Origin of the sequence: Bradyrhizobium centrolobii (assembly GCF_001641635.1) — a bacterium.
GTDB lineage: Bacteria > Pseudomonadota > Alphaproteobacteria > Rhizobiales > Xanthobacteraceae > Bradyrhizobium > Bradyrhizobium centrolobii.
In genome coordinates this window covers 1-20,837 of the sequence record NZ_LUUB01000131.1, presented here as the reverse complement: position 1 = coordinate 20,837, position 20,837 = coordinate 1, and the positions used below count along the sequence as shown (strand labels likewise).

The 20,837-nt window shown below is 64.1% G+C and carries 18 protein-coding genes; 8 read left to right on the top strand and 10 right to left on the bottom strand.

Annotated features, from left to right (window positions below; translation table 11 throughout):
• Positions 1–1,493, bottom strand: a 1,493-nt coding sequence (locus AYJ54_RS46030; RefSeq protein WP_063709230.1) for an acetyl-CoA acetyltransferase, incomplete at its 3' end; no start/stop codon positions are given.
• A gap of 115 nt (positions 1,494–1,608) precedes the next feature.
• Positions 1,609–2,742: a nitronate monooxygenase gene (locus tag AYJ54_RS46025; protein WP_063709180.1), complete on the bottom strand. Its 1,134-nt coding sequence runs from the start codon at positions 2,740–2,742 to the stop codon at positions 1,609–1,611.
• Positions 2,743–2,998: 256 nt separating this feature from the next.
• Between AYJ54_RS46025 and AYJ54_RS46020 the strand changes: the two genes are divergently transcribed.
• The gene (locus tag AYJ54_RS46020) at positions 2,999–4,663 is read left to right on the top strand and encodes a flavin-containing monooxygenase (RefSeq protein ID WP_063709179.1); all 1,665 of its coding nucleotides are present in this window, start codon (positions 2,999–3,001) and stop codon (positions 4,661–4,663) included.
• A 136-nt stretch (positions 4,664–4,799) separates the two neighbouring features.
• On the opposite strand, the gene AYJ54_RS46015 is transcribed toward AYJ54_RS46020, so the two are convergent.
• Positions 4,800–5,864: an SDR family oxidoreductase gene (locus AYJ54_RS46015; RefSeq protein ID WP_063709178.1), complete on the bottom strand. Its 1,065-nt coding sequence runs from the start codon at positions 5,862–5,864 to the stop codon at positions 4,800–4,802.
• 364 nt (positions 5,865–6,228) lie between these two features.
• Between AYJ54_RS46015 and AYJ54_RS46010 the strand changes: the two genes are divergently transcribed.
• Positions 6,229–7,905 carry a methyl-accepting chemotaxis protein gene (locus AYJ54_RS46010; RefSeq protein ID WP_063709229.1) on the top strand — a complete coding sequence of 559 codons (1,677 nt, stop codon included), beginning with the start codon at positions 6,229–6,231 and terminating at the stop codon, positions 7,903–7,905.
• 101 nt (positions 7,906–8,006) lie between these two features.
• The gene (yghU, locus tag AYJ54_RS46005; protein ID WP_063709177.1) at positions 8,007–8,888 is read left to right on the top strand and encodes a glutathione-dependent disulfide-bond oxidoreductase; all 882 of its coding nucleotides are present in this window, start codon (positions 8,007–8,009) and stop codon (positions 8,886–8,888) included.
• A 184-nt stretch (positions 8,889–9,072) separates the two neighbouring features.
• Here the strand turns inward: yghU and AYJ54_RS46000 are convergent, their stop codons facing one another.
• From AYJ54_RS46000 to AYJ54_RS45985, 4 genes are all read right to left on the bottom strand, one after another.
• A complete protein-coding gene (locus AYJ54_RS46000) occupies positions 9,073–9,690 on the bottom strand; it encodes a flavin reductase family protein (RefSeq protein WP_063709176.1) in 618 nt (205 codons plus the stop codon).
• Positions 9,691–9,853: 163 nt separating this feature from the next.
• Entirely contained in the window at positions 9,854–11,128 is a 1,275-nt protein-coding gene (locus tag AYJ54_RS45995; RefSeq protein ID WP_063709175.1) for an acyl-CoA dehydrogenase family protein, read from the bottom strand.
• Between the two features lie 324 nt (positions 11,129–11,452).
• Complete coding sequence (locus tag AYJ54_RS45990; protein WP_063709174.1) at positions 11,453–11,830, bottom strand: VOC family protein; 378 nt, start codon at positions 11,828–11,830, stop codon at positions 11,453–11,455.
• A gap of 129 nt (positions 11,831–11,959) precedes the next feature.
• Positions 11,960–12,739, bottom strand: a complete 780-nt coding sequence (locus tag AYJ54_RS45985) for an SDR family NAD(P)-dependent oxidoreductase (protein WP_063709173.1) — start codon at positions 12,737–12,739, stop codon at positions 11,960–11,962.
• Positions 12,740–12,918: 179 nt separating this feature from the next.
• Here AYJ54_RS45985 and AYJ54_RS45980 point away from each other — a divergent pair, with 179 nt between their 5' ends.
• The 3 genes from AYJ54_RS45980 to AYJ54_RS45970 are packed head-to-tail and all read left to right on the top strand — an operon-like array spanning position 12,919 to position 15,074.
• Positions 12,919–13,710, top strand: a complete 792-nt coding sequence (locus AYJ54_RS45980; protein WP_063709172.1) for an enoyl-CoA hydratase/isomerase — start codon at positions 12,919–12,921, stop codon at positions 13,708–13,710.
• On the top strand, positions 13,707–14,693 hold the full coding sequence (locus AYJ54_RS45975; RefSeq protein WP_063709171.1) for a phosphotransferase family protein: 987 nt from the start codon (positions 13,707–13,709) through the stop codon (positions 14,691–14,693). Before AYJ54_RS45980 ends, AYJ54_RS45975 begins: the two co-directional genes overlap by 4 nt.
• Positions 14,694–14,696: 3 nt before the next feature.
• A complete protein-coding gene (locus AYJ54_RS45970) occupies positions 14,697–15,074 on the top strand; it encodes a DUF6285 domain-containing protein (protein WP_063709170.1) in 378 nt (125 codons plus the stop codon).
• 202 nt (positions 15,075–15,276) lie between these two features.
• Here AYJ54_RS45970 and AYJ54_RS45965 read toward each other — a convergent pair whose 3' ends face one another.
• Positions 15,277–16,056: an enoyl-CoA hydratase-related protein gene (locus tag AYJ54_RS45965; protein WP_063709169.1), complete on the bottom strand. Its 780-nt coding sequence runs from the start codon at positions 16,054–16,056 to the stop codon at positions 15,277–15,279.
• A gap of 211 nt (positions 16,057–16,267) precedes the next feature.
• Here AYJ54_RS45965 and AYJ54_RS45960 point away from each other — a divergent pair, with 211 nt between their 5' ends.
• Positions 16,268–17,542: an acyl-CoA dehydrogenase family protein gene (locus AYJ54_RS45960; protein ID WP_063709168.1), complete on the top strand. Its 1,275-nt coding sequence runs from the start codon at positions 16,268–16,270 to the stop codon at positions 17,540–17,542.
• Positions 17,543–17,802: 260 nt separating this feature from the next.
• Here the strand turns inward: AYJ54_RS45960 and AYJ54_RS45955 are convergent, their stop codons facing one another.
• Complete coding sequence (locus AYJ54_RS45955) at positions 17,803–19,383, bottom strand: fatty acid--CoA ligase (RefSeq protein WP_063709167.1); 1,581 nt, start codon at positions 19,381–19,383, stop codon at positions 17,803–17,805.
• 372 nt (positions 19,384–19,755) lie between these two features.
• Positions 19,756–19,959, bottom strand: coding sequence for a hypothetical protein (locus tag AYJ54_RS51010; RefSeq protein ID WP_161491823.1), 204 nt, complete (start codon positions 19,957–19,959; stop codon positions 19,756–19,758).
• Here AYJ54_RS51010 and AYJ54_RS45950 point away from each other — a divergent pair.
• The gene (locus AYJ54_RS45950) at positions 19,949–20,653 is read left to right on the top strand and encodes a transposase (protein WP_063698095.1); all 705 of its coding nucleotides are present in this window, start codon (positions 19,949–19,951) and stop codon (positions 20,651–20,653) included. The two genes, AYJ54_RS51010 and AYJ54_RS45950, sit on opposite strands and share 11 nt — an antisense overlap.
• Positions 20,654–20,837: the final 184 nt, after the last annotated feature.

Genomic DNA, 20,837 nt, shown 5'->3' with positions numbered 1-20,837 from the left:
CCGTCGGTAGCCATCGTGATCTCGCCGAGCGAGCCGACCGGTGTGCGGTCCATATTGAGCAGATGCGCCAGCGTCGCGCTGTCGCTGGCGCCGATGCGAGCCAGCGTGCGCCGGTCGTCTTCGGTGCGCAGCATGACCACACCGTGCTCGACATCGCCGCCGCGGCCATAGAGCACCGTGAAGCTCTCGACCTTGCCCTTGCCTGAGGCTCCAGTAACGAACTCCGGCACCGCGCGCTTGTTGCGGTCGGCCTCGGCCTGCACGCTGGTGTCCTGCGCCAGCGGCGCGCGCGGCGGCGTCTTCGACACCACCAGCGCGTGGTGCTTGGTGACGAAACCGCCCTGGCCATAGAGCAGGCCGAGCTTGGCGCCGTCGCGCAGGCGGCGCACCATCGCGCAGGCCGCATGCGTCATGTAAGTGTTGAGCGGCGCGCCGAAGAAGGTGAGGCCGCCGTTCACGGTCGGCTGTATGTCGGCGCCCAGGCCCAGCGTCCGCCGCGCCATCTTGGGTACGCAGGGGAAGCAGCTATAGAGCTCGATCGCGTCGAACTTTCTGCCGTCGCCGCCGGCGAGATCCATCGCCGCTTTCAGTACCGCATTCTGCGGATGGCTTTCGTAGAACTGGTCGCGCAGGAGATAGTCGCGCGGCTCCTCCGCCGAGGCGCCGCCGAGCGGATAGACCAGCCGGCTTTCGTCAATGCCCGCAGCGCGCGCCTTGGCAAGGCTGGCGAGCAGCAGCGCGCCGCCCATGTTGACGGTGGGATTGGCGACCATCAGCTTCGTGTACGGCCAGGCGATTAGCCGGTTGTCCGCAGTCGCTGTTGTGATCTCGTCCGGCGCAAACCGCCGCTTCAGCCAGGCGTTGGGATTGTGCGCGGCGGCTTCCGAATAGCGCGACCACAACGTTCCTGACTCGGCCATCGCCTCGCGTGGCGTCTGCCCCCAATGCGCCGAGGAGGCCGCCTCATAGAAGGGATAGACCGTAACGGGACGGAACACGCCGAGCTTCACCGCCAAGGGCTTCTGGAATGCCGCGCCGCGCTTCGGCTCCTCGACATCATGGGCGAACGGCGTCCATGGTAACTTCGCGCCAGCGCGCTCGGCCTTGGTCGCGGTCGATTGCGCTTCGGCGCCGCAGACTGCAGCCACGCTGCATTCGCCGCGCGCGATGCGCTGCGCGGCCTCGTGGATATAGCGGATCGGGCTCTCGCCGCCGACCGGGCCGTAGTAGCAATGCGCCGGTTGAATGCCGAGCCGCTGCGCCAGCAGCCTTTCCGGATCGCGATAGCGCCAGCTCAGGAAGTTGACGACGTCGAGCGACTGCACCTCGCCAAGCAGCTTCGCGCCAGCGTCCGCTTCCGCGCGCCGCAGCGCCTGCTCCAAGAGATCGAGGGGTTCGAGGCCCTCGGTGATCCCCTTGGGACGATCGATGATCTCGCCAATGCCGACGATGACGGGGATGCGGTCTTCGGGGATTTTGTTCTTGTCTGTCATGCTTCAATTCACGGTGTCAGTTGTTTCGTCATTGCGAGCAAAGCGAAGCAATCCAGAGTCTTTCCGCAGGACACAGCCTGGATTGCTTCGCTTCGCTCGCAATGACGGGGGGTGGCTACTCTGCCACCAGCGCATTCATGTGCTCGACGGCTTCGGCAAACTCTTCCTTGAACTCCTGCACCACGGCGCCGGCCGACTTCACGCTGTCGATCAGGCCGACGCCCTGGCCGACGAAATAGCTGACGAGATCGCGCGCCCTTTCGTTGCCGGCCGCGGCCGCGCGGTCGATCGAGTTGAAGGCGTCGCGGCTGATGATGCTTTGCAGCGGCATCGGCAGAGCGCCCGGGCTCTCCGGCGCGCGATCCCAGGCGTCCGTCCACACCGAGCGGAGCTGACGCGCCGGTTTTCCCGTGCGGCCCTTCGAGCGCACCGCATCGCGCGAGGACGCCGCGATCATCTTCTCGCGAAAGATCTCGGTGGTCTCGGCCTCGACGGTTGCGAGCCATACCGAGCCGGTCCAGACGCCGGCCGCGCCCATCGCCATGCAGGCCGCCATCTGCCGTCCGGTCATGATGCCGCCGGCCGCCAGCACCGGCACGTCGCGGACCTTTTTGATCGCCTTGATCACCTCCGGCACCAGCACCATGGTCGAGACCTCGCCGCAATGGCCGCCGGCCTCGGTGCCCTGCACGACGAGGATGTCGACGCCGGCCGCGACCTGGCGCAATGCATGCTCCTTGGCGCCAACGAGCGCGGCGACCGGCACGCCATGCGTCTTGCCCATCTCGATCATCGCCTTCGGCGGCACGCCCAGCGCATTGGCGATCAGCCGGATTGGATGGCCGAAGGAGACCTCAAGCAGCTCCAGCGCCGTCCTGGCATCGAACGGCTGCGGCTGGTTGTCGGCAACGCTCGTCGTGGTCAGCTCGATGTCGTACTTCTTCAGGAGATCGCGCGTGTAGTCGCGATGCGCCTGCGGCACGCGCGCCTCCAGGCTCTTCCAGGTGACGTCCTTCTCGCCCGCGGTCGAGATGTTTTCCGGGATCAGCACGTCGATGCCATAGGGCTTGCCGTCGGCGTGCTCGTCGATCCATTTCAGCTCGCGTTCGAGAGTCTCCGGCGTGTGGACGGTGGCGCCGAGCACGCCAAAGCCTCCCGCGCGGCTGACGGCGGCGACGACGTCGCGGCAATGGCTGAAGGCGAGCAGCGGGAATTCGATGCCCAGCATGTCGCAAATCGGCGATTTCATGGTCCTCTCCCGGCGACCTTCGCGTTGCTGTTGTTTTGCTTTCCTTGGGCGAAGGCCGTTCGACGCTAGCCCATCGTCACCTGTAATGCCAAGCCGAATCCCGGAGCGCATCTTGCGTGCAGGCGTCACGCGGCGGATAACGCATTCCGCTGCACAAAATAAGCAGACCAGAGCCTGACGATTTATCTCTTGCGCTTTCGCTGACCCGATAGAATGCTGTCGCACAACAACAGCAATAACGAGGGAGCGCCAACCGATGTCGTCAGCGCAGTCGAGTCCCGTCGAGCGCCATGCAACCGAAGCCTACGACGTGATCGTCGTCGGCGCCGGCTTTGCCGGCATGTACATGCTGCATCGTCTGCGCGGGCTCGGCTTCTCGGCGCGGGTCTTTGAACAGGGAGGTGGCGTCGGCGGCACCTGGTACTGGAACCGCTATCCCGGCGCGCGCTGCGACGTCGAGAGTATGCAGTATTCCTACTCGTTCTCCGAGGAGCTGCAGCAGGAGTGGGACTGGAGCGAGCGCTACGCGCCGCAGCCGGAGATTTTGAAATACGCCAACCACGTCGCCGACCGTTTCGACCTGCGCCGCGACATCCAGTTCAATACTCGCGTCGAGCGGGCCGTGTTCGACGAGCGCTCGAATAGTTGGTCGGTGACGACATCCGACGGCAAGACGGTCGAAGCCAAATTCGTCGTGCTCGCCACCGGCTGCCTCTCGAATGCGCGCAAGCCGGACATCAATGGCCTCGAAAATTTCAAAGGCCCAGTCTACCACACCGGCAACTGGCCGCATGAGCCGGTCGACTTCACGGGCTTGCGCGTCGGCCTCATCGGCACGGGTTCATCCGGCATCCAGTCGGCGCCGATCATTGCCGAGCAGGCTAAGCACCTTACCGTGTTTCAGCGCACTGCGAATTTCTCGATTCCCGCTCGCAACGGCGCGCTGACCGACGAGGAGCGCAATACGTTCCGCAAGAACTATCCGGAAATCCGTCGCTTCGCGCGCGAGGTCGCGCGCAACGGCATCTATGCGGTGCAGCCCGATGGCGGCGCGCTTGATGACGATGCGGATGCCCGGCGCGCCAAGTATGAGGCGCGGTGGGAGCGCGGCGGACTCACCTTCATGTATGTCTACAACAATCTCGGCCTCGATCGGACCGCGAACGACACCGCCGCCGATTTCGTGCGCGGCAGGATCGCCGAGATCGTGAGGGATCCCGAAATCGCAAAGCTGCTCCAGCCGAACAGCCATCCGATCGGCACCAAGCGCATCTGCATCGACACGGACTATTTCGCGACCTTCAACCGGCCGAACGTGTCGCTGGTCGACATCAAGAGCAACCCGATTGAGGAGATCACCGCAAATGCCGTGCGTGTCGCGGGGACGGACCATGACATCGATGCGCTGGTGCTCGCGACAGGCTTCGACGCCATGACCGGATCGGTCGCGAAGATCGACATTCGCGGCCGCCGCGGGCAGACGCTGAACCAGAAATGGGCGGAGGGTCCAAAGACCTATCTCGGCCTGATGAGCGCGGGCTTTCCGAATCTCTTCATCATCACCGGGCCAGGCAGCCCGTCGGTGCTGTCGAACATGATCGTGTCGATCGAGCAGCACGTCGACTGGATCGCCGACTGCCTCATCCATATGCGCAAGCACAGCCTCGCTACGATGGAGGCGGGCAGGGCGGCAGAGGACAAGTGGGTCGCCCACGTCAACGAGGTGGCCCACGGTACGCTCTATCCGCAGGCCAATTCCTGGTACATGGGCGCCAACATCCCCGGCAAGCCGCGCATCTTCATGCCCTATATCGGCGGCGTCGGCGTCTACCGGCAGATCTGCAACGACGTCGCGGCAAAGGGATACGAGGGGTTCGTGATCGAGCGGGCAGAGCAGCCGCGCAGGCTGGTGACGGGCTAGCGCATGTACTCGTAAACGCCCTGCGTCTGCTTTGACGCGTAGATCGGAAAACGTTCGCTCGTTCTGAACTTTACCGCTTTTGACCCCGAAGCGGAAGTTGCGATTGGTACGAACGATTCGGGCGTGCTGTCTCGGTTCATGGTATGATTCGCATCTCACGCAGCGTCGTGAATAGGTCGAAGAAGCTTTCATCGGTCGCCTGATAGTCAGGGAAACCTAATCGACGACTCTTGCTCATATCGGTGACGACCTCGATTGGCCGGCCAAGGTCCGCATCGGTGTGCCACACAGACGCCAGCCGGTTGAGATCCGGTTCTGCCAGATGATGCTTTCGGGCGATGTCGGACCAGATCGGGCCGGCGTCGCCCATCTGCCCCTCAAGCGGACGCCCCTCGCCCGGAAATGCGGCCGGCTGCAGTCCGAACCAATCTGCCAAACGCCCCCACATCCACTTCCACCGGAACACGTCCCCGTTGACAACATTGAAAGCCTGATTACGGGCGGCATCTGTCGTGGCCGCCCATTCCAGATGTCTGGCCAGCAGTCTGGCGTCCGTCATATCCGTTAGCGCGTTCCACTGGGTTGCAGAGCCGGGAAACAGAAACGGCCGTCGGGTCTCGCGGCAGATCGTGGCATACGCTGCGAGCGTCGTGCCCAGGTTCATCGCGTTGCCAACGGCATAGCCTATGATCGTATGCGGCCGGTGAATACTCCAGGTAAAGCCGTCACGTTTCGCCGCAGCGAACACTTCGTCTTCCTGCGCGTAATAGAAGTTCTCGACATCAAGCCGAGGTTGGTCCTCCCGAAACGGCGTCGCGATCAAGCTGCTTTGGCCATAGGCTTCGAACGGCCCAAGATAGTGCTTAAGGCCAGTCACGAGTGCGACGTGCCTGACCGAGCCGGTAGACGACAATGCATCCAGCAAGTTGCGCACCATAGCAGAATTGACAAGGATATTCTCTGCTTCGGTTTTGTGTCTCAGCCACGTGCTGAAGAAGACGTGCGTGGGACGCGCAGCGCGCAGCGCAGAACGGAGAGACGCCGGATCCAACAGATCAGCGGTGATCGGCAACATACCGGCGATGTCAATTCGCGGCCTACGTGCCAGCCCATACACCGGCCACCCCCGCTCTCGGAGATGTCGGGCAAGATTGTTGCCTACTATGCCGGTTGCTCCTGCGACAAGTGCAGAACTTTCCATCTTCGGACCCTTGTGATTCAGTCGAGATAGGCGCCGATTGAGCGCGAGCAATCCGAATCCCTATTTCGTGATGTTGCCAGGTCCGTCAGTTTTTGGCCCAAAGTGGTCCCGGATTGTCCGCTCTCGCGCCGCTGTTGGGGTCTAAGCGGGCGTGAGCCCCGAAGGCTCATCTTGGTTTTATGAATACACGCCGCCCTAGCTCGCAGAATCGCAACCCACTGCTCGCTGGAAATATCCGGAAACAGACTGCGCCGATGCAGAAGACTTCGGCGCAGGGTCGGACGAAGCGTAATTATTCGGTAAGTCGCCTCCTCTACAACGATCGCGCGCAGACGCGAAATGACTATCTGGAATGGAGAGTGCGATGGCTTGGTTCAACAACATGTCTGTTGGGCGCAAGCTGTTGCTCACTTTTTCGGCAGTCGTTCTGCTGGTGGTCGTGCTCGGCGCCTTCGCGCTGACATCGCTCTCCAACCTGCATGGCGCTGCGCGCGAGCTGTCCGGAAACTGGCTCCCGAGCGTCGACAAGGCCCGCGGGCTGCAATACCAGATCGCTCGGATCCGGACCAATCAGCTGTCGGTGCTGATGGCGAAGGAGGGCGATCGCGAGGAGATCCGCGAGACGCTGCGCAAGATCGAGCAGACCGTGACCGACAGCCTCAGATCCTATGAGGCGCTGGTGACCTCACCGGAAGAGCAGGCGGCACTCAAGCGCCTCAGCGGGCACTACGCCGCCTTCCTGGAAACGGACAGGGCGCTGGATATGCTGGGCAGCAATCCCGAAGGGGCCAGGGAAGCTTTCTTCGCCGGCAGAAACCAGTTTCGCGAGCTGCTCGAGGACGCCGACAAGCTCGTGAAGGTCAACACCGACGGCGCCGGCCGTTCGGTTGCCACGGCGGAATGGACCTACGATAACGCACGAGCCGTCATCACGATCGTGCTGCTGGTCATGGTGACGCTTGCGGCGGCGGCCGGCTTCGTGCTGCGCTCGGCGATCGCCAGGCCCCTGCTTGCGCTCGACAAGGCGATGAGGCGCCTCGCGGAGAACGACACCACGACCGAGGTGCCTGCGACGGCGCGGCGCGACGAGGTCGGCGCCATGGCCCGCGCGGTGCTCGTGTTCAAGGAAGGCATGATCGCCGCGGAGCAGATGCGCGCGCGTCGGGAGGAGGAGCGCCAGGCGAAGGAGCGGCATGCCGCCTATATCATGGGGCTGGCGCAGGAGTTCGACGTGGCGGCGAGCTCTGCCATCGGCGGTGTGGCCGATGCGGCGAGCCGCATGCAGGCGACCGCGGACGGCCTGTCATCCACGGTCGGCCAGACCGGCCAGCAGGCCATGACGGTGGCGGCGGCCGCGCAGCAGGCCTCGGCCAACGTGCAGACGGTGGCCTCCGCCGCCGAGGAGCTGACCTCCTCGATCCACGAGATTTCCCGGCAGGTCTCGCTCGCCTCGCAGGTCAGCCACAAGGCGGTGGACCAGGCCAACCGCACCAACGACATCGTCGGCGGGCTTCAGCAGGCGGCGCGCCGCATCGGCGAGGTGATCGACCTGATCAACCAGATCGCCAGCCAGACGAACCTGCTCGCGCTGAACGCGACCATCGAGGCCGCGCGGGCGGGCGATGCCGGCAGGGGCTTTGCCGTCGTCGCCAACGAGGTGAAGAGCCTCGCCGCCCAGACCTCGCGCGCGACCGACGAGATCAGCCAGCAGATCGCCTCGGTGCAGCAGGCGACCGCGCAGGCGGTCGACGCGATTACCGCGATCGGCGGCACCATCCAGGAGATCAGCCAGATCTCCACCACGGTCGCTTCCGCGGTGGAAGAGCAGGGCGCGGCGACGCAGGCCATCGCCCGCAGCGCCGAGCAGGCCTCCGCAGGCACCGGCACCGTGACGAAGAACATCGAAGGGGTGAGCCAGTCGGCGCGCTCAGGCGGCGGAGCTGCGCAGGAGGTGCTGTCTGCGGCCACCTCGCTGTCGCGCGAGGCGCAAGCGATGCGTTCTCTGGTCCAGGACTTCCTCGGGAAGGTCAAGGCTGCATGACCGGGCCGTGAGGTCCGCGCCTCGCGCAGACCGGGCGGGCCTTGCCATCTGCCATTTGCGGGCTAGTTAAGCGGGACGTGTCTCGCGCCGGAGCCAATTGCATGACCGATACCCCCGCCTACGTGCCGCCCAAAGTCTGGACCCGGAATAAGGAGAATGGCGGGCAGTTCGCCAGCATCAACCGCCCGATCGCCGGCCCCACCCACGACAAGGAGCTCCCGGTCGGCCGCCATCCGCTCCAGCTCTATTCGCTGGCGACGCCGAACGGGGTGAAGGTCACGGTGATGCTGGAGGAGCTTCTGGCGCTCGGCCATAAGGGGGCCGAATATGACGCTTGGCTCATCAGGATCGGCAACGGCGACCAGTTCGGCAGTGGTTTTGTCGCGATCAATCCGAACTCGAAAATCCCCGCGCTGATGGACCGCTCCGGGCCGGAGCCGATCCGGGTGTTCGAGTCCGGCTCGATCCTGCTCTACCTCGCCGAGAAGTTCGGCGCCTTCCTGCCGAAGGACATCAAGACCCGCACCGAAGCGATGTCCTGGCTGTTCTGGCAGATGGGGAGCGCGCCCTATCTCGGCGGCGGCTTCGGCCACTTCTACGCCTATGCGCCCAGCAAGATCGAATATGCCATCGACCGCTTTGCGATGGAGACCAAGCGCCAGCTCGACGTGCTCGACCGGCGGCTCGCCGACAATGAGTACCTTGCGGGCAACGAGTATACGATCGCCGACATCGCGGTGTGGCCGTGGTATGGCGCGCTCGCCAAGGGGCTGGTCTATGGCGCGGGCGAATTCCTCTCCGTGCAGGACTACAAGAATGTGCAGCGCTGGACCGACCAGATCGCAAAACGCCCTGCGGTGAAGCGCGGGCGCATGGTCAATCGCGTCTCCGGCGATCCCGCAAGCCAATTGCATGAGCGCCACGACGCCAGCGACTTCGACACGAAGACGCAGGACAAGATCGAGGCCGCGGCGGCGTCGTAGGTGGTGCTCCTCTTACCTCGCCCCGCTTGCGGGGAAGGTCGCATCGCATCGAAGATGCGATGCGGGTGAGGGGGACTCTCCGCGACTCTAACTGCCACCGTTTTCCCTGAAGCAGCCCCTCACCCCAACCCTCTCCCCGTGAAGAACGGGGAGAGGGAGCGCACTTTCGCCGTGGCTTGGGCCTTTACTTACCCTTCGTACCCTCCGCTGCCGGAAACACCACGCGATCGTCGGTGCGGCAGTAGCGGTCGGCGAACATGCGGCCGATCGGGTGGAAGCGGTCCATGTGCACCCGCATGGCTTTCGGGTCCCACAGCTCATCGCGGATGTAGAAGTGGATGCCTTCGCCCATGATGAGCTGACGGTCGCCGTTGACGTCGATCGTCTTCCAGATCTTGCACTCCATCGCCCAGGGCGTGTCGGCGAGCCGCGGCACGGCGATCGTCTTTGATGGCGCGAGCCTCAAGCCGAGATGGCCGGGCTCGCCGATCTCCGGCGGGAAGTCGCCGCTAGACTCGTGCATCGCGCGCGCCAGCGCTTCATCGGCAATGTTGACCACGAATTCGCCGGTCGCCTGGATGTTGGTCAGCGTGTCCTTCTCCCGGCCGTCCGGCCGCCGGTTGACCGCGAACATGCACAGCGGCGGATCCTCGCAGAACGCGTTGAAGAAGCTGAACGGCGCCGCGTTGACCACACCGGTCGGCCCGAGCGACGTCACCCACGCGATCGGCCGCGGCAGCACGAAGGAAGTCAGCACCTTGTAGCGTTCACGCGGCGTCAGTTCGCTGGCGGCGTAGTCCATGATGGCTCCGTTGCTTTCTTCGCCTCTCCCGGCCGGATCGCCGCAGGCGATCCGGGTGAGCGGAACTCTCAGCGAGTCCCACTCCCATCGTCCGTGTGGAAATAGCCCCTCACACCAACCCTCTCCCCGTAAGAACGGGGAGAGGGAGAGGAGGGACCTCGGCTCACGCCATGCTCAGCTCGTGCCGTCCCACCACCATCCAGTGCACCTCGTCCGGACCGTCGGCGAAGCGGAGGTGGCGTACGTCCTGATACATCTCGGCGAGCGGGGTCCAGTGTGAGATGCCGGTGGCGCCGTGCATCTGGATCGCCTGGTCGATGATCTTGCAGGCACGCTCCGGCACCATGGCCTTGACCATGGAGACCCAGACGCGGGCTTCCTTGTTGCCGAGCACGTCCATGGCCTTCGCCGCCTTCAGCACCATCAGCCGCATCGCCTCGATCTCGCAGCGGGCCTGCGCGATGATCTGCATGTTGCCGCCGAGATGGGCGATCTTCTTGCCGAAGGCTTCGCGGGTGAGGCCACGCTGCACCATCAGGTCGAGCGCCTTCTCGGCCTTGCCGATGGTGCGCATGCAGTGATGGATGCGCCCGGGTCCGAGGCGGAGCTGCGAGATCTCGAAGCCGCGGCCTTCGCCGAGCAGCATGTTCTCCTTCGGCACGCGCACATTGTTGAAGCGCATGTGCATGTGGCCGCGCGGGGCGTGGTCCTGGCCGAACACGTACATGGGCCCGAGCACCTCGACGCCCGGCGTGTCGCGCGGCACCAGGATCTGCGACTGCTGCTTGCTCGGCGCCGCATCCGGATTGGTCTTCACCATCACGATGAGGATCTTGCAGCGGGGGTCGCCGAGACCGGAGATGTAGTACTTCTCGCCGTTGATGACCCATTCGTCGCCGACGAGTTTTGCGGTCGTCGAAATGTTTTTGGCGTCAGAGGAAGCGACATTGGGCTCGGTCATGACATAGGCGGAGCGGATCTCGCCGTTGAGCAGCGGCTTCAGCCACTTCTCCTTCTGCTCCTTGGTGCCGACGCGCTCCAGCACTTCCATGTTGCCGGTGTCGGGCGCCGAGCAGTTCATCGTCTCGGACGCCAGCGGGCTCTTGCCGAGCTCGGCCGCGATATAGGCGTAGTCGAGATTCTTCAGGCCCTGGCCGGTCTCGTCATCGGGCAGGAAGAAATTCCACAAACCTTCCTTCTTGGCCTTGTTCTTCGCGACCTCGAGCACCTCGAGCTGCTTCGGGGTGAAGCTCCAGCGGTCTTCCTTGGTCTCGCCGGCCTTGGCGAACTCGATCGACATCGGATCGACGGTGTCGCGGATGAACTTCTTGACGTGATCATAGAGTGGCCGCACTTGGTCCGACATCCGCAAGTCGTTGAGCTCATCACCGGGGTTGAGCGTGTAGTTGGTGGTGCGGGGAATGTAGGTGTGTTTCATTGTTCCTCCCGTTTCGCTGAGATCGCGTTGGGCGGGAGAATAGTCGCAGCGCGGCGAAAGCGCGAGCGCGCATTTTTCACGCGAGCCATGCCATGCGATGGAATATCGCGAGGGCGTTTGAAATGTTGTTTGAACGGCGTATCGGGCGAGCCATCTCACCAACGTCGTCCCGGACAAGCGCAGCGAAGCGGAGCGCAGATCCGGGACCTATAACCCCCAGGGAGAAGTTGGGCGAAGACTCGTGGTTACCAACTTCGCGCCACAACTCCTCCTGGGGTAATGGGTCCCGGCCTTCGCCGGGACGACACCAGTTGTGTGGCTAACTCATCCCAGCCGGTGCATCGCGCAGATCTTGTTGCCGTCGAGGTCGCGCAAATATGCAAGGTAGAGCTTGCCGCCCGGGCCCTGGCGGATGCCGGGCGGATCCTCGCAGGTCTTGCCGCCACCGGCGATGCCGGCCGCATGCCACGCGTCGACTTGCTCCGGCGAGGTGCAGGCAAAACCGATGGTGCTGCCATTCGCAGCCGTCGCCGGCTCACCGTTGATCGGCTTCGACACCGAGAACACGCCGGTCTTGGTGATGTAGAAGATCCGATGGCCGTCGACCCTGGCCGGCCTCACGTCGAGCGTGCCGAGCAGCTTGTCGTAGAACGCTTTGGCCTTGTCGAGGTCGTTGGTACCGACCATCACGTGTGAAAACATGTTTGCCCCCTTTTGGACTTATGAACTCAAAGGTTCGTAGCCCGGATGGAGCGAAGCGAAATCCGGGTTCGTTCGACTTCGACAGTCCCGGATTGCGCTTCGCTCCATCCGGGCCACGAGCTTGAAAACTCAAAACGCGGTATAGCCGCCATCGATCACGAACGTATCCGCCGTGTGATAGGACGACGCCTTGCTCATCAGATAAACGGCGATGCCGCCGAAATCGCTGGCCTCGCCGAAGCGGCGCTGAGGAATCCGCGGCATCACGTTGGCGACGAACTTTTCGTTGGCCATGATGCCGGCGGTCATGTCGCTCTTGATCCAGCCGGGCAGGATCGCATTCGCGGTGACACCGTGGCGCGCAAGCTCGACGCCGAGCGCGCGCACCAGCGCGTTGATGGCGGCCTTGGTCGCGGCATAGTGCTCGTTGCGGGCGGTGCCGAAGATCGAGGCGAGGCTCGATGTCGCGACCAGACGGCCGAAGGGATCGCCGGCATTGGCGCGGTCGGTCATGTGCTTCGCGGCGGCCTGGAACGCGTGGAACACGCCGTCGAGATTGGTCGCGAACATCGTGCGCCATTCCTCCTCGGTGCGCTCGATGAAGGAGCGCCGGCCGCCGCCGCCGATGCCGGCATTGGCGAAGCAGCCGTCGACCCGGCCGAACGTATCGAGCGTGGCCTTCATCGCGGCATTGACGGAGGCCGGATCGGTGACGTCGCAGACGCGGGTGTCGACCTTGCCGGGCAGGCCCGCCATGCTCGCGGCAGCGTTTCTGTTCTTGTCAGGATTGCGGCCCCAGATCGAAACGTCGCAGCCCTGGCCGGCGAGCGCCTGTGCGATGCCGAGCCCGATACCGCCGTTGCCGCCGGTGATCACGGCCACACGGCCGGAGAGATCAAAAAGGTTCATGGCGCGTTTCCTGTTTTTGGCACGCCCGCGCGCCAGCCTGTGCGCGCAAGATTGTGCGATACGACGACAAGGTATGTTCGGACCACCATGGACAAGGCTACGACAAAAATCAAATATGCGCCCCGGCAAAAGTAATTCCGGTCTGCGAAACATCGCAGGCCGCAACTGACGAGGAAACGATGCAGTTCAAACACGTCACGCTCGAATTCGACGGACCGGTGGCCGTCCTGAAGCTCGACCACCAGGAGGTCATGAACGCTGTCTCGATGGACATGCTGGGCGGCTTGTCGGATGCGCTCGATGCGATCGAGGACAAGCGGGACGAGGTGCGCTGCCTGGTGCTGACGGGGGCGGGGCGGGCGTTCTGCACCGGCGCGAATCTGCAGGGTCGCAACAACCAGACACAGGGTCGCAGCAATGCCGGCCAGTCGCTGGAGATCGGCTTCCATCCCTTCCTGCGCCGCTTGCGCCGGCTGCATTGCCCGATCGTGACCGCTGTGAACGGCCCGGCCGCGGGCGCAGGCATGAGCTTTGCGCTGATGGGCGACATGATCCTGTGCGCGCGCTCGTCCTATTTCCTGCAAGCCTTCCGCCGCATCGGCCTCGTGCCGGATTGCGGCTCGACCTGGCTCTTGCCGCGGCTGATCGGCAAGGCGCGTTCGGTCGAATTGTCGCTGATGGGCGAGCGGCTGCCGGCCGAGAAGGCGCTGGAATGGGGCCTCGTCAACCGCGTCTACGATGACGGCGTGCTGATGGAGGAGGCGATGAAGCTCGCGCGGGATCTCGCCAGCGGCCCGACGGTGGCGCTCTCGCTGATCCGCAAGCTTTATTGGGACAGCGAGGAAAACTCCTTCGAGGAACAGCTCAACCTCGAATATGAATCGCAGCGCATCGCGGGCTCCACTGCGGACTTCAAGGAAGGCGTCACGGCGTTCCTCGAGAAGCGTCCTGCGCAGTTCAAAGGCAAATGATCGAGGCGGAGCTTTCCCGCAGCGTCGTGCGCTGGTGCCCGGGCGCAACCGGCGTCGCCGGCGCGGCAAAACTGTCCGGCGGCGCCAGCCAGGAAACCTGGCGCTTCGACATCGTGCATCCCGATGGGTCGATCGGCGCGATTCTGCGCCGCGCGCCGAAGGGTTATGGCGCGGCACCGACGCGCGCGGCGGGTCTTGCCGCCGAGGCGAGGTTGATGCAGCTCGCCTTTGAAGCCGGCGTGCCGTCGCCGCGCGTGATGCATGTGCTAGTACCTGAGGACGATCTCGGCACAGGCTTCATCATGCAGCGGGTCGAGGGGGAGACCATCGCGCGCAAGATCCTGCGCGATGACGAATTCGCCGCGGCGCGGCCGCTTCTCGCACGGCAGATCGGCGGCGTGCTCGCCGGCCTGCACAAGCTGCCGCAGGACAAACTGCCCGAGCTGCGGCGCATGACGGCGGCGAAGGAGATCGACGAGTTCGAGCGCGACTATCGCAGCCTGAACTGGCCCAAGCCCGTGTTTGAACTCGCCCTGCGCTGGCTGCGCGACCACGATCCCGGACCGTCGGCCGAGGTGACGCTGGTTCATGGCGACTTCCGCAACGGCAATCTCATCATCGGCGCCGACGGCGTGCGGGCGGTGCTCGACTGGGAGCTCGCCCATCTCGGCGATCCCATGGAGGATCTCGGCTGGGTCTGCGTCAACTCCTGGCGCTTCGGCGAGATCGACAAGCCCGTCGGCGGTTTTGGCTCGCGCGAGGAGTTGTTCGCCGGCTACGAGGCCGCCGGCCGCAAGGTCGATTCCGCGCGCGTAAAATTCTGGGAAGTGATGGGCACGCTGCGCTGGGGCATCATGTGCGGCGGCATGATGCAGCGTTTTCGCGAGGGGCCCGACCATTCCATGGAGCGCGCCATGATCGGCCGCCGCGCTTCCGAGACCGAGATCGATCTGCTGCGGCTGCTTGCGCCGCGCGGGAGTTGACACATGCAGGACGAACCGACACCGATCGAACTGACCACGGCGGTCGCCGATTTCCTCCGCAACGACATCGCGCCGCTAATCTCCGGCCACCAGGCGTTCAAGCTGCGCGTCGCCATCAACATCCTTGATCTTGTGACGCGGCAGCTGACGCTGGAGGAGGGGAGCGACGCGAAGGAAGTCGAGCGACTGGGCGCGCTGCTCGGCTTGGACGACTCGGTCGCGGAGCTCAACCGCGCGCTCGCCGAACGCATCGCCAAGGGCGAAGTCGATCTCGCAACGCCGGGGCTCGCCGAGCACCTCTGGCAGACCACGATGGACAAGCTCGCTGTGGACCAGCCGAACTACGCCTCCTACAAGCGCGAGTTGTCGCGCAATTCGTAGGATGGGTAGAGCGAAGCGAAACCCATCATCGCACCATCGATGGGTTTGGCTGCGTTCTACCCATCCTACGTACTGTCTCTCCATTCGTCATTCCGGGGCGTCGCGCAGCGACGAACCCGGAATCCATTTATCCGCGGTCTCTGTGGCCCGATGGATTCCGGGCTCGCGCCCAAGTGGGTGCGCCCCGCAACGACGAGAGTGATTACCTCCCCAACCACTTCGGCGGCCGCTTCTCCGCAAACGCCTTCGGGCCTTCGATGTAGTCCTGCGACGCCACCATCGCCTTCACGGCCGGATATTCCCGCTGCTCCTCGATCGCCTGCTCCAGCGACACGGCGAGGCCCTTCTGGATGGTCTGCTTCGAGGCCCGGATCGACATCGGCGAGTTCTTGGTGATCATCTCCGCCCAGCGCAACGCAGCCGTGAGCGCTTCGCCCTGCGGCACCACCTCGTTGACGAAGCCGAGCTCAAGACCTTCCTTGGCGCTGACATGGCGCGCGGTGAGGATCATGTCCATGGCGCGCTTCAGCCCGATCTGCCGCGGCAGCCGGTGCAGGCCGCCGGCGAGTGCGGCGAGGCCGACGCGCGGCTCGGGCAGCGCAAACGTCGCATTCTCGGAGGCGATGATCAGGTCGCAAGCGAGCGCGATCTCGAAGCCGCCGCCCATGGCGACGCCGTTCACGGCAGCGATGATCGGTTTGTCGCAGTCGAAGCGCGAGGTGAGGCCGGCAAAGCCGCCCTTGTCCCAGCCGCGCTTTCCGCCTGCTGCCTGCCACTTCAGATCGTTGCCGGCGCAGAACGCCTTGTCGCCGGCGCCCGTGACGATCGCGACCCACTGCTCGGGATCGGCGGAGAAATCGTCGAACACCCTGTTGAGCTCGAAATGCGCATCGATGTGCAGCGCGTTGTAGACCTCGGGCCGGGATAGCGTGATGATCGTGATCGGCCCCTTGCGTTCCACTTTGGAAAATTTCAGCTCCATGGTCGCTCCCGCATTTTCTGTGGCAGAGAATATGGCGCGCATAGTAGCGCGCGCTTGCGGCTCAACACCATCGAATTGCGCAACGCGCCTTGCGCGCTTCACACGCCTTGGCTTGCTTGACTTGCGCGCGCACTTCTCACCTTAATCGTGCGAAGCAAAAACGCTCGTAGCGCCTTAACGCAAAACGACAAAATCATTCCGGGAGAGAACAGTGGATTTCTCATTGCCTGCCGATCTCGTCGCCTATCTCGGAGAGCTCGACCGTTTCATCGAACGCGAGATCAAGCCGCTGGAAGAGGCCGACGACAACATCCGCTTCTTTGACCACCGCCGCGAATGGGCGCGCACCGATTTCGAGAATGGCGGCCTGCCGCGCCACGAATGGGAGGCGCTGTTGCGCAAGGCGAAGGACCTCGCGGATGCAGCGGGTCACTTGCGCTTCCCGGTGCCGAAGCAATATGGCGGCAAGGACGGCTCCAACCTCTGGATGGCCGTGATCCGCGAGCACTTCGCCGCGAAGGGTCTCGGCCTGCACAACGACCTCCAGAACGAGCACTCCATCGTCGGGAACTTCCCCGTCGTCACGATGCTCGACCGCTACGGCCGCGACGACCAGAAGGCGATGATCGACGGCTCGATCAGGGGCAAGTACCGCATCACCTTTGGCCTCACCGAGCCGCATCACGGCTCGGATGCGACCCACATGGAGACGCGCGCGGTGCCCGCGACCCGCGACAGCGTCAAGGGCTGGATCGTCAACGGCGAGAAGATGTGGACGACCGGCATGCACGTCGCCACCCACTGCGCGCTGTTCGCGCGCACCAGCGGCAATGACGGCGACGCCCGCGGCATCACCTGCTTTCTGGTGCCGGCCAAGAGTCCCGGCGTGAAGGTTGAGGAGTATATGTGGACCTTCAACATGCCGACCGACCATCCCCGCGTCAGCTTCACCGACGTGTTCGTGCCGGAGGACGCGCTGTTCGGCGAGGTCGGCCGCGGACTGTCGCTCGCGCAATGCTTTGTGCATCAGAACCGCATCCGGCAGGCGGCGAGCTCGCTGGGAGCTGCGGTCTACTGCATCAACGAGAGCGTCAAATATGCGCGCGAGCGAAAACCGTTCGGCAAGGCGCTGGCCGAGAACCAGGCGATCCAGTTCCCGCTGGTTGAACTCGCCACGCAGGCCGAGATGCTGCGCCTCTTGATCCGCAAGACCGCCTGGGAGATGGACCAGCTCACCGAGGAGCAGATCGAGCGCACGCTCTCCGATCGCGTCTCCATGTGCAACTACTGGGCAAACCGCCTCTGCTGCGAATCCGCTGACCGCGCCATGCAGGTCCATGGCGGCATGGGCTACTCACGCCACAGGCCGTTCGAGCACATCTACCGGCATCACCGCCGCTACCGCATCACGGAGGGCAGCGAGGAGATCCAGATGCGCAAGGTGGCGGGATTTTTGTTCGGGTATATGGGGCCGGGGAAGCATTAGGCGTATCCCCCCGCAACGCATCGCGGCGTGTCATGCGCGACGATCCTCTCCCCGAGTCGTCCTGGCGAAAGCCAGGACCCATTACCCCAGGGAGTAGTTGAGGCGCGGGCTGGTAACCACGAGTCTTCGCCAAACCGCTCCCTGGGGTAATGGGTCCTGGATCTGCGATGCGCTTGTCAAGGACGACGTGAGGAGATTGACGCGGGCGCCCACCTCCAACTGTCGTCCCGGCTTTCGCCGGGACGACGAAGTGCTCGAGGCTAATTCACCCTTCGCTCCTTCCCCGCCCAGTACGGCTCGCGCAATTGCCGCCGCAAAATCTTGCCTGACGGATTGCGCGGCAACGCCGGCAGGAACTCGACGCTCTTCGGCGTCTTGTAGCCGGCGATGCGCTCGCGGGTGAAGTTGATGATGTCGGTGGCGGTCGCCTGCTTGCCGGGCTTCATCACTACGACGGCCTTCACGGCCTCGCCCCATTTGTCGTCGGGCACGCCGATCACGGCGGCTTCGGCGATGTCAGGATGATCGCACAGCGCGCTCTCGACCTCCGCGGGATAGATGTTCTCGCCGCCGGAGATGATCATGTCCTTGATGCGGTCGTGGATGTAGAGGTAGCCGTCCTCGTCCATGTAGCCGGCATCGCCGGTGCGCAGCCAGCCGTCGGAGCGCAGCGTCGAGGCGGTCGCCTCCGGCAGGTTCCAGTAGCCTGCCATGTTATGGTCGGAGCGCGTCGCGATTTCGCCGACCTGCCGCGGCGGCAGCGGCTTGCCGTCCGGATCGAGGATCGCGAGCTCCACACCTGCCAGAGCCTTCCCGGCCGAGCGCATCCGCTCGAGGCCCTCGATATGGTCCTCCGGCGGCAATGCAACGATGGTCCCGGTCGTCTCGGTCATGCCGTACAGTTGCACGAACCCGCATTTGAAGACATCGATGCATTCCTTCAGCAGCGCGGCCGGAATGGGGGAGGCACCGTAAAGCATGTATTTGAGCCGCGAGAAATCCATGGTCTTCGCGCGCGGCTGCCGTACGACGAACTGCATCGCAGCCGGCACCATGAAGAGCTTTGTAATGCCGAACTGCTCGAAGAAGTCGAGCACCTTGGTCGGATCGAACTCGCGTGCGATCACGCTGCGCGCACCGTGGCCAAGTCCCACCACGCCCCAGCCGGAACCGCCGATGTGGAAGATCGGCATCGCGACCAGCGACACGTCGTCGGTCGACCACTTGTTCCATTCCGGCGTGTCCTCGCCGCTTCCAGCCTGCAGCAGGCTGTTGAAGTTCGAATGCGACAGCATGGCGCCCTTCGGCTTGCCTGTGGTGCCGGAGGTGTAGAGCTGCATCGCGATGTCCTTTGGACTGATCGGCACCTTCGGATCGTCGCCGCTCTGCGCGTCGCGCCAGGCGGTGAAATCCTGCCATTCGGGTGCGCCGCCTTCGGTGGTGATGACGGTCCGGACGCCTGGAATCTTGTCCCGGATCTGGTGAACCAGCGTGATGAACTCCGGTCCCACGAACAGCACCGGCGCCTTGCAATCTCCGACAATGAACGCGACCTCAGGCCCCGCCAGTCGCCAGTTCACCGGCGCCATCACGATGCCAGCCTTGATCGCGCCCATCAGCAGCTCGAAATAGATGTCGCTGTTCTTGCCGAGATAGGCAATGCGATCGCCTTTCTTGACGCCCATCGCTACAAGCGCGTTGGCGACCTTGTTGGTCTTGACATCGAACTCGGCAAAGCTGGTGATGCGGCCCTCGAACTCGTAGGCGGTAGCGTTGCCGCGGCTCTTGGCGCGCTCGCGCACCATGTCGGCGAGATTCGCCAATGCTGTCGAAGCAGACATGTTTCTCCCGTGGTGTTCTGTTTTTATGGCGCGGAGTGTGGCGTCAACCGCGCGCAAAGACAATACGGGGGAGGAACGCCTCGCTCTCTCAACGATGTCGTCCCGGCGAAGGCCCATTGGCGCTAAATTAGGCTTGGGGTGCGGAATCGTTTGTGATTCCAAGATGGAATGACACACGAATCGCTTGTGAACCGCGACTGGGCGGGCGTGGTGGCCCGGCTTGGTGGGGCAGAAACACTCAATCGCACGGCACGGGAGACGAAGGCTTTCTTGCGTCCGCGCGAGATCAGATGCGCGGTGGATTTGCTGCGGCTGATCCTGGCCTATTGTCTGGGTGAGCGGGGATTGCGATTGACGGCGGCATGGGCGACATCAGTCGGCCTTGTCGACGTTTCCAATGTGGCTTTGCTGTATCGCTTGCGTCAGTGCGGGGATTGGCTGGCGCTGCTGGTGGGGCAGGCGCTTGCTGGCGCCGCCCCGAAGGCAAGCCAAGGTCGCCTGATCCGGATCATCGATGCCACGACGGTGCCGAAGAAAGGGGCTCAATGGCAGGAAGAAGAATGCGGTGTGGCGCATTCACAGCGCGTTCGATCTTCCGCAGGAACGTTTTGGCCACTTCGAACTGACGGATCAGCAGGAAGGCGAGACGCTCGACCGGATACCGGCGGTTGCAGGTGAGATCCGTCTTGCCGATCGGGCCTATTTGCAGCCGGCGCGCATGGCGCGGCTGATCCAGGCCGGCGCAGACTTCGTCATTCGGGCTGGTTGGAAGAGCGCGCGCTGGCTCGATTGCGAAGGCGGTGCGCTCGATCTCATCGCTGAACTGCGCAAATCCGCGAAACGAGGCCTGATCGATTGTCCGATTTGGCTCAAACCCAGGCGCGGCGCGCCGCTCGCCCTGCGTCTGGTCGCCGTCAAGAAGCCGACAGAGGCCGCTGCCGAGGCACGACGCAAAGCGCGCCGAACTGCACAGAAGGGAGGCCATCAGCTCTCCAAGCAAACGCTCGAGGCCGCCGATTGGGTCATCCTGGTGACCTCACTCGCCCCGGAAGAGTTCACCACCGATGATGTTCTCGCCCTCTACCGCTTGCGCTGGCGGATCGAGCTCGGCTTCAAGCGACTGAAGAGCCTGATTGGCCTGAAGGGGCCGCCGGGCACTGACGAACGGTCCGCCAGGCCGCACATCCTCGCTCATCTGCTGATCATTCTCTTGCTCGAGCCGCTTGTCGACGAACTCGAGGACTCTCCCCGCTGGGCGGACGCCGCCTGACCAGCCCAAGCGCGTGGCGATTGCTCCGCCAGCTCGTCGCCTCACTTCTGCAGGCGATCATTCCCCAGCCCACATTGGCTCGCCTTCACCGATCTGTCTTTGCTCTCCGCCGACACCTCCGCGAGCCACCGAGGAAAAAGCGGCGCTATCAAATGATGTTCCAACTACCTTAGCGCCGATGGGC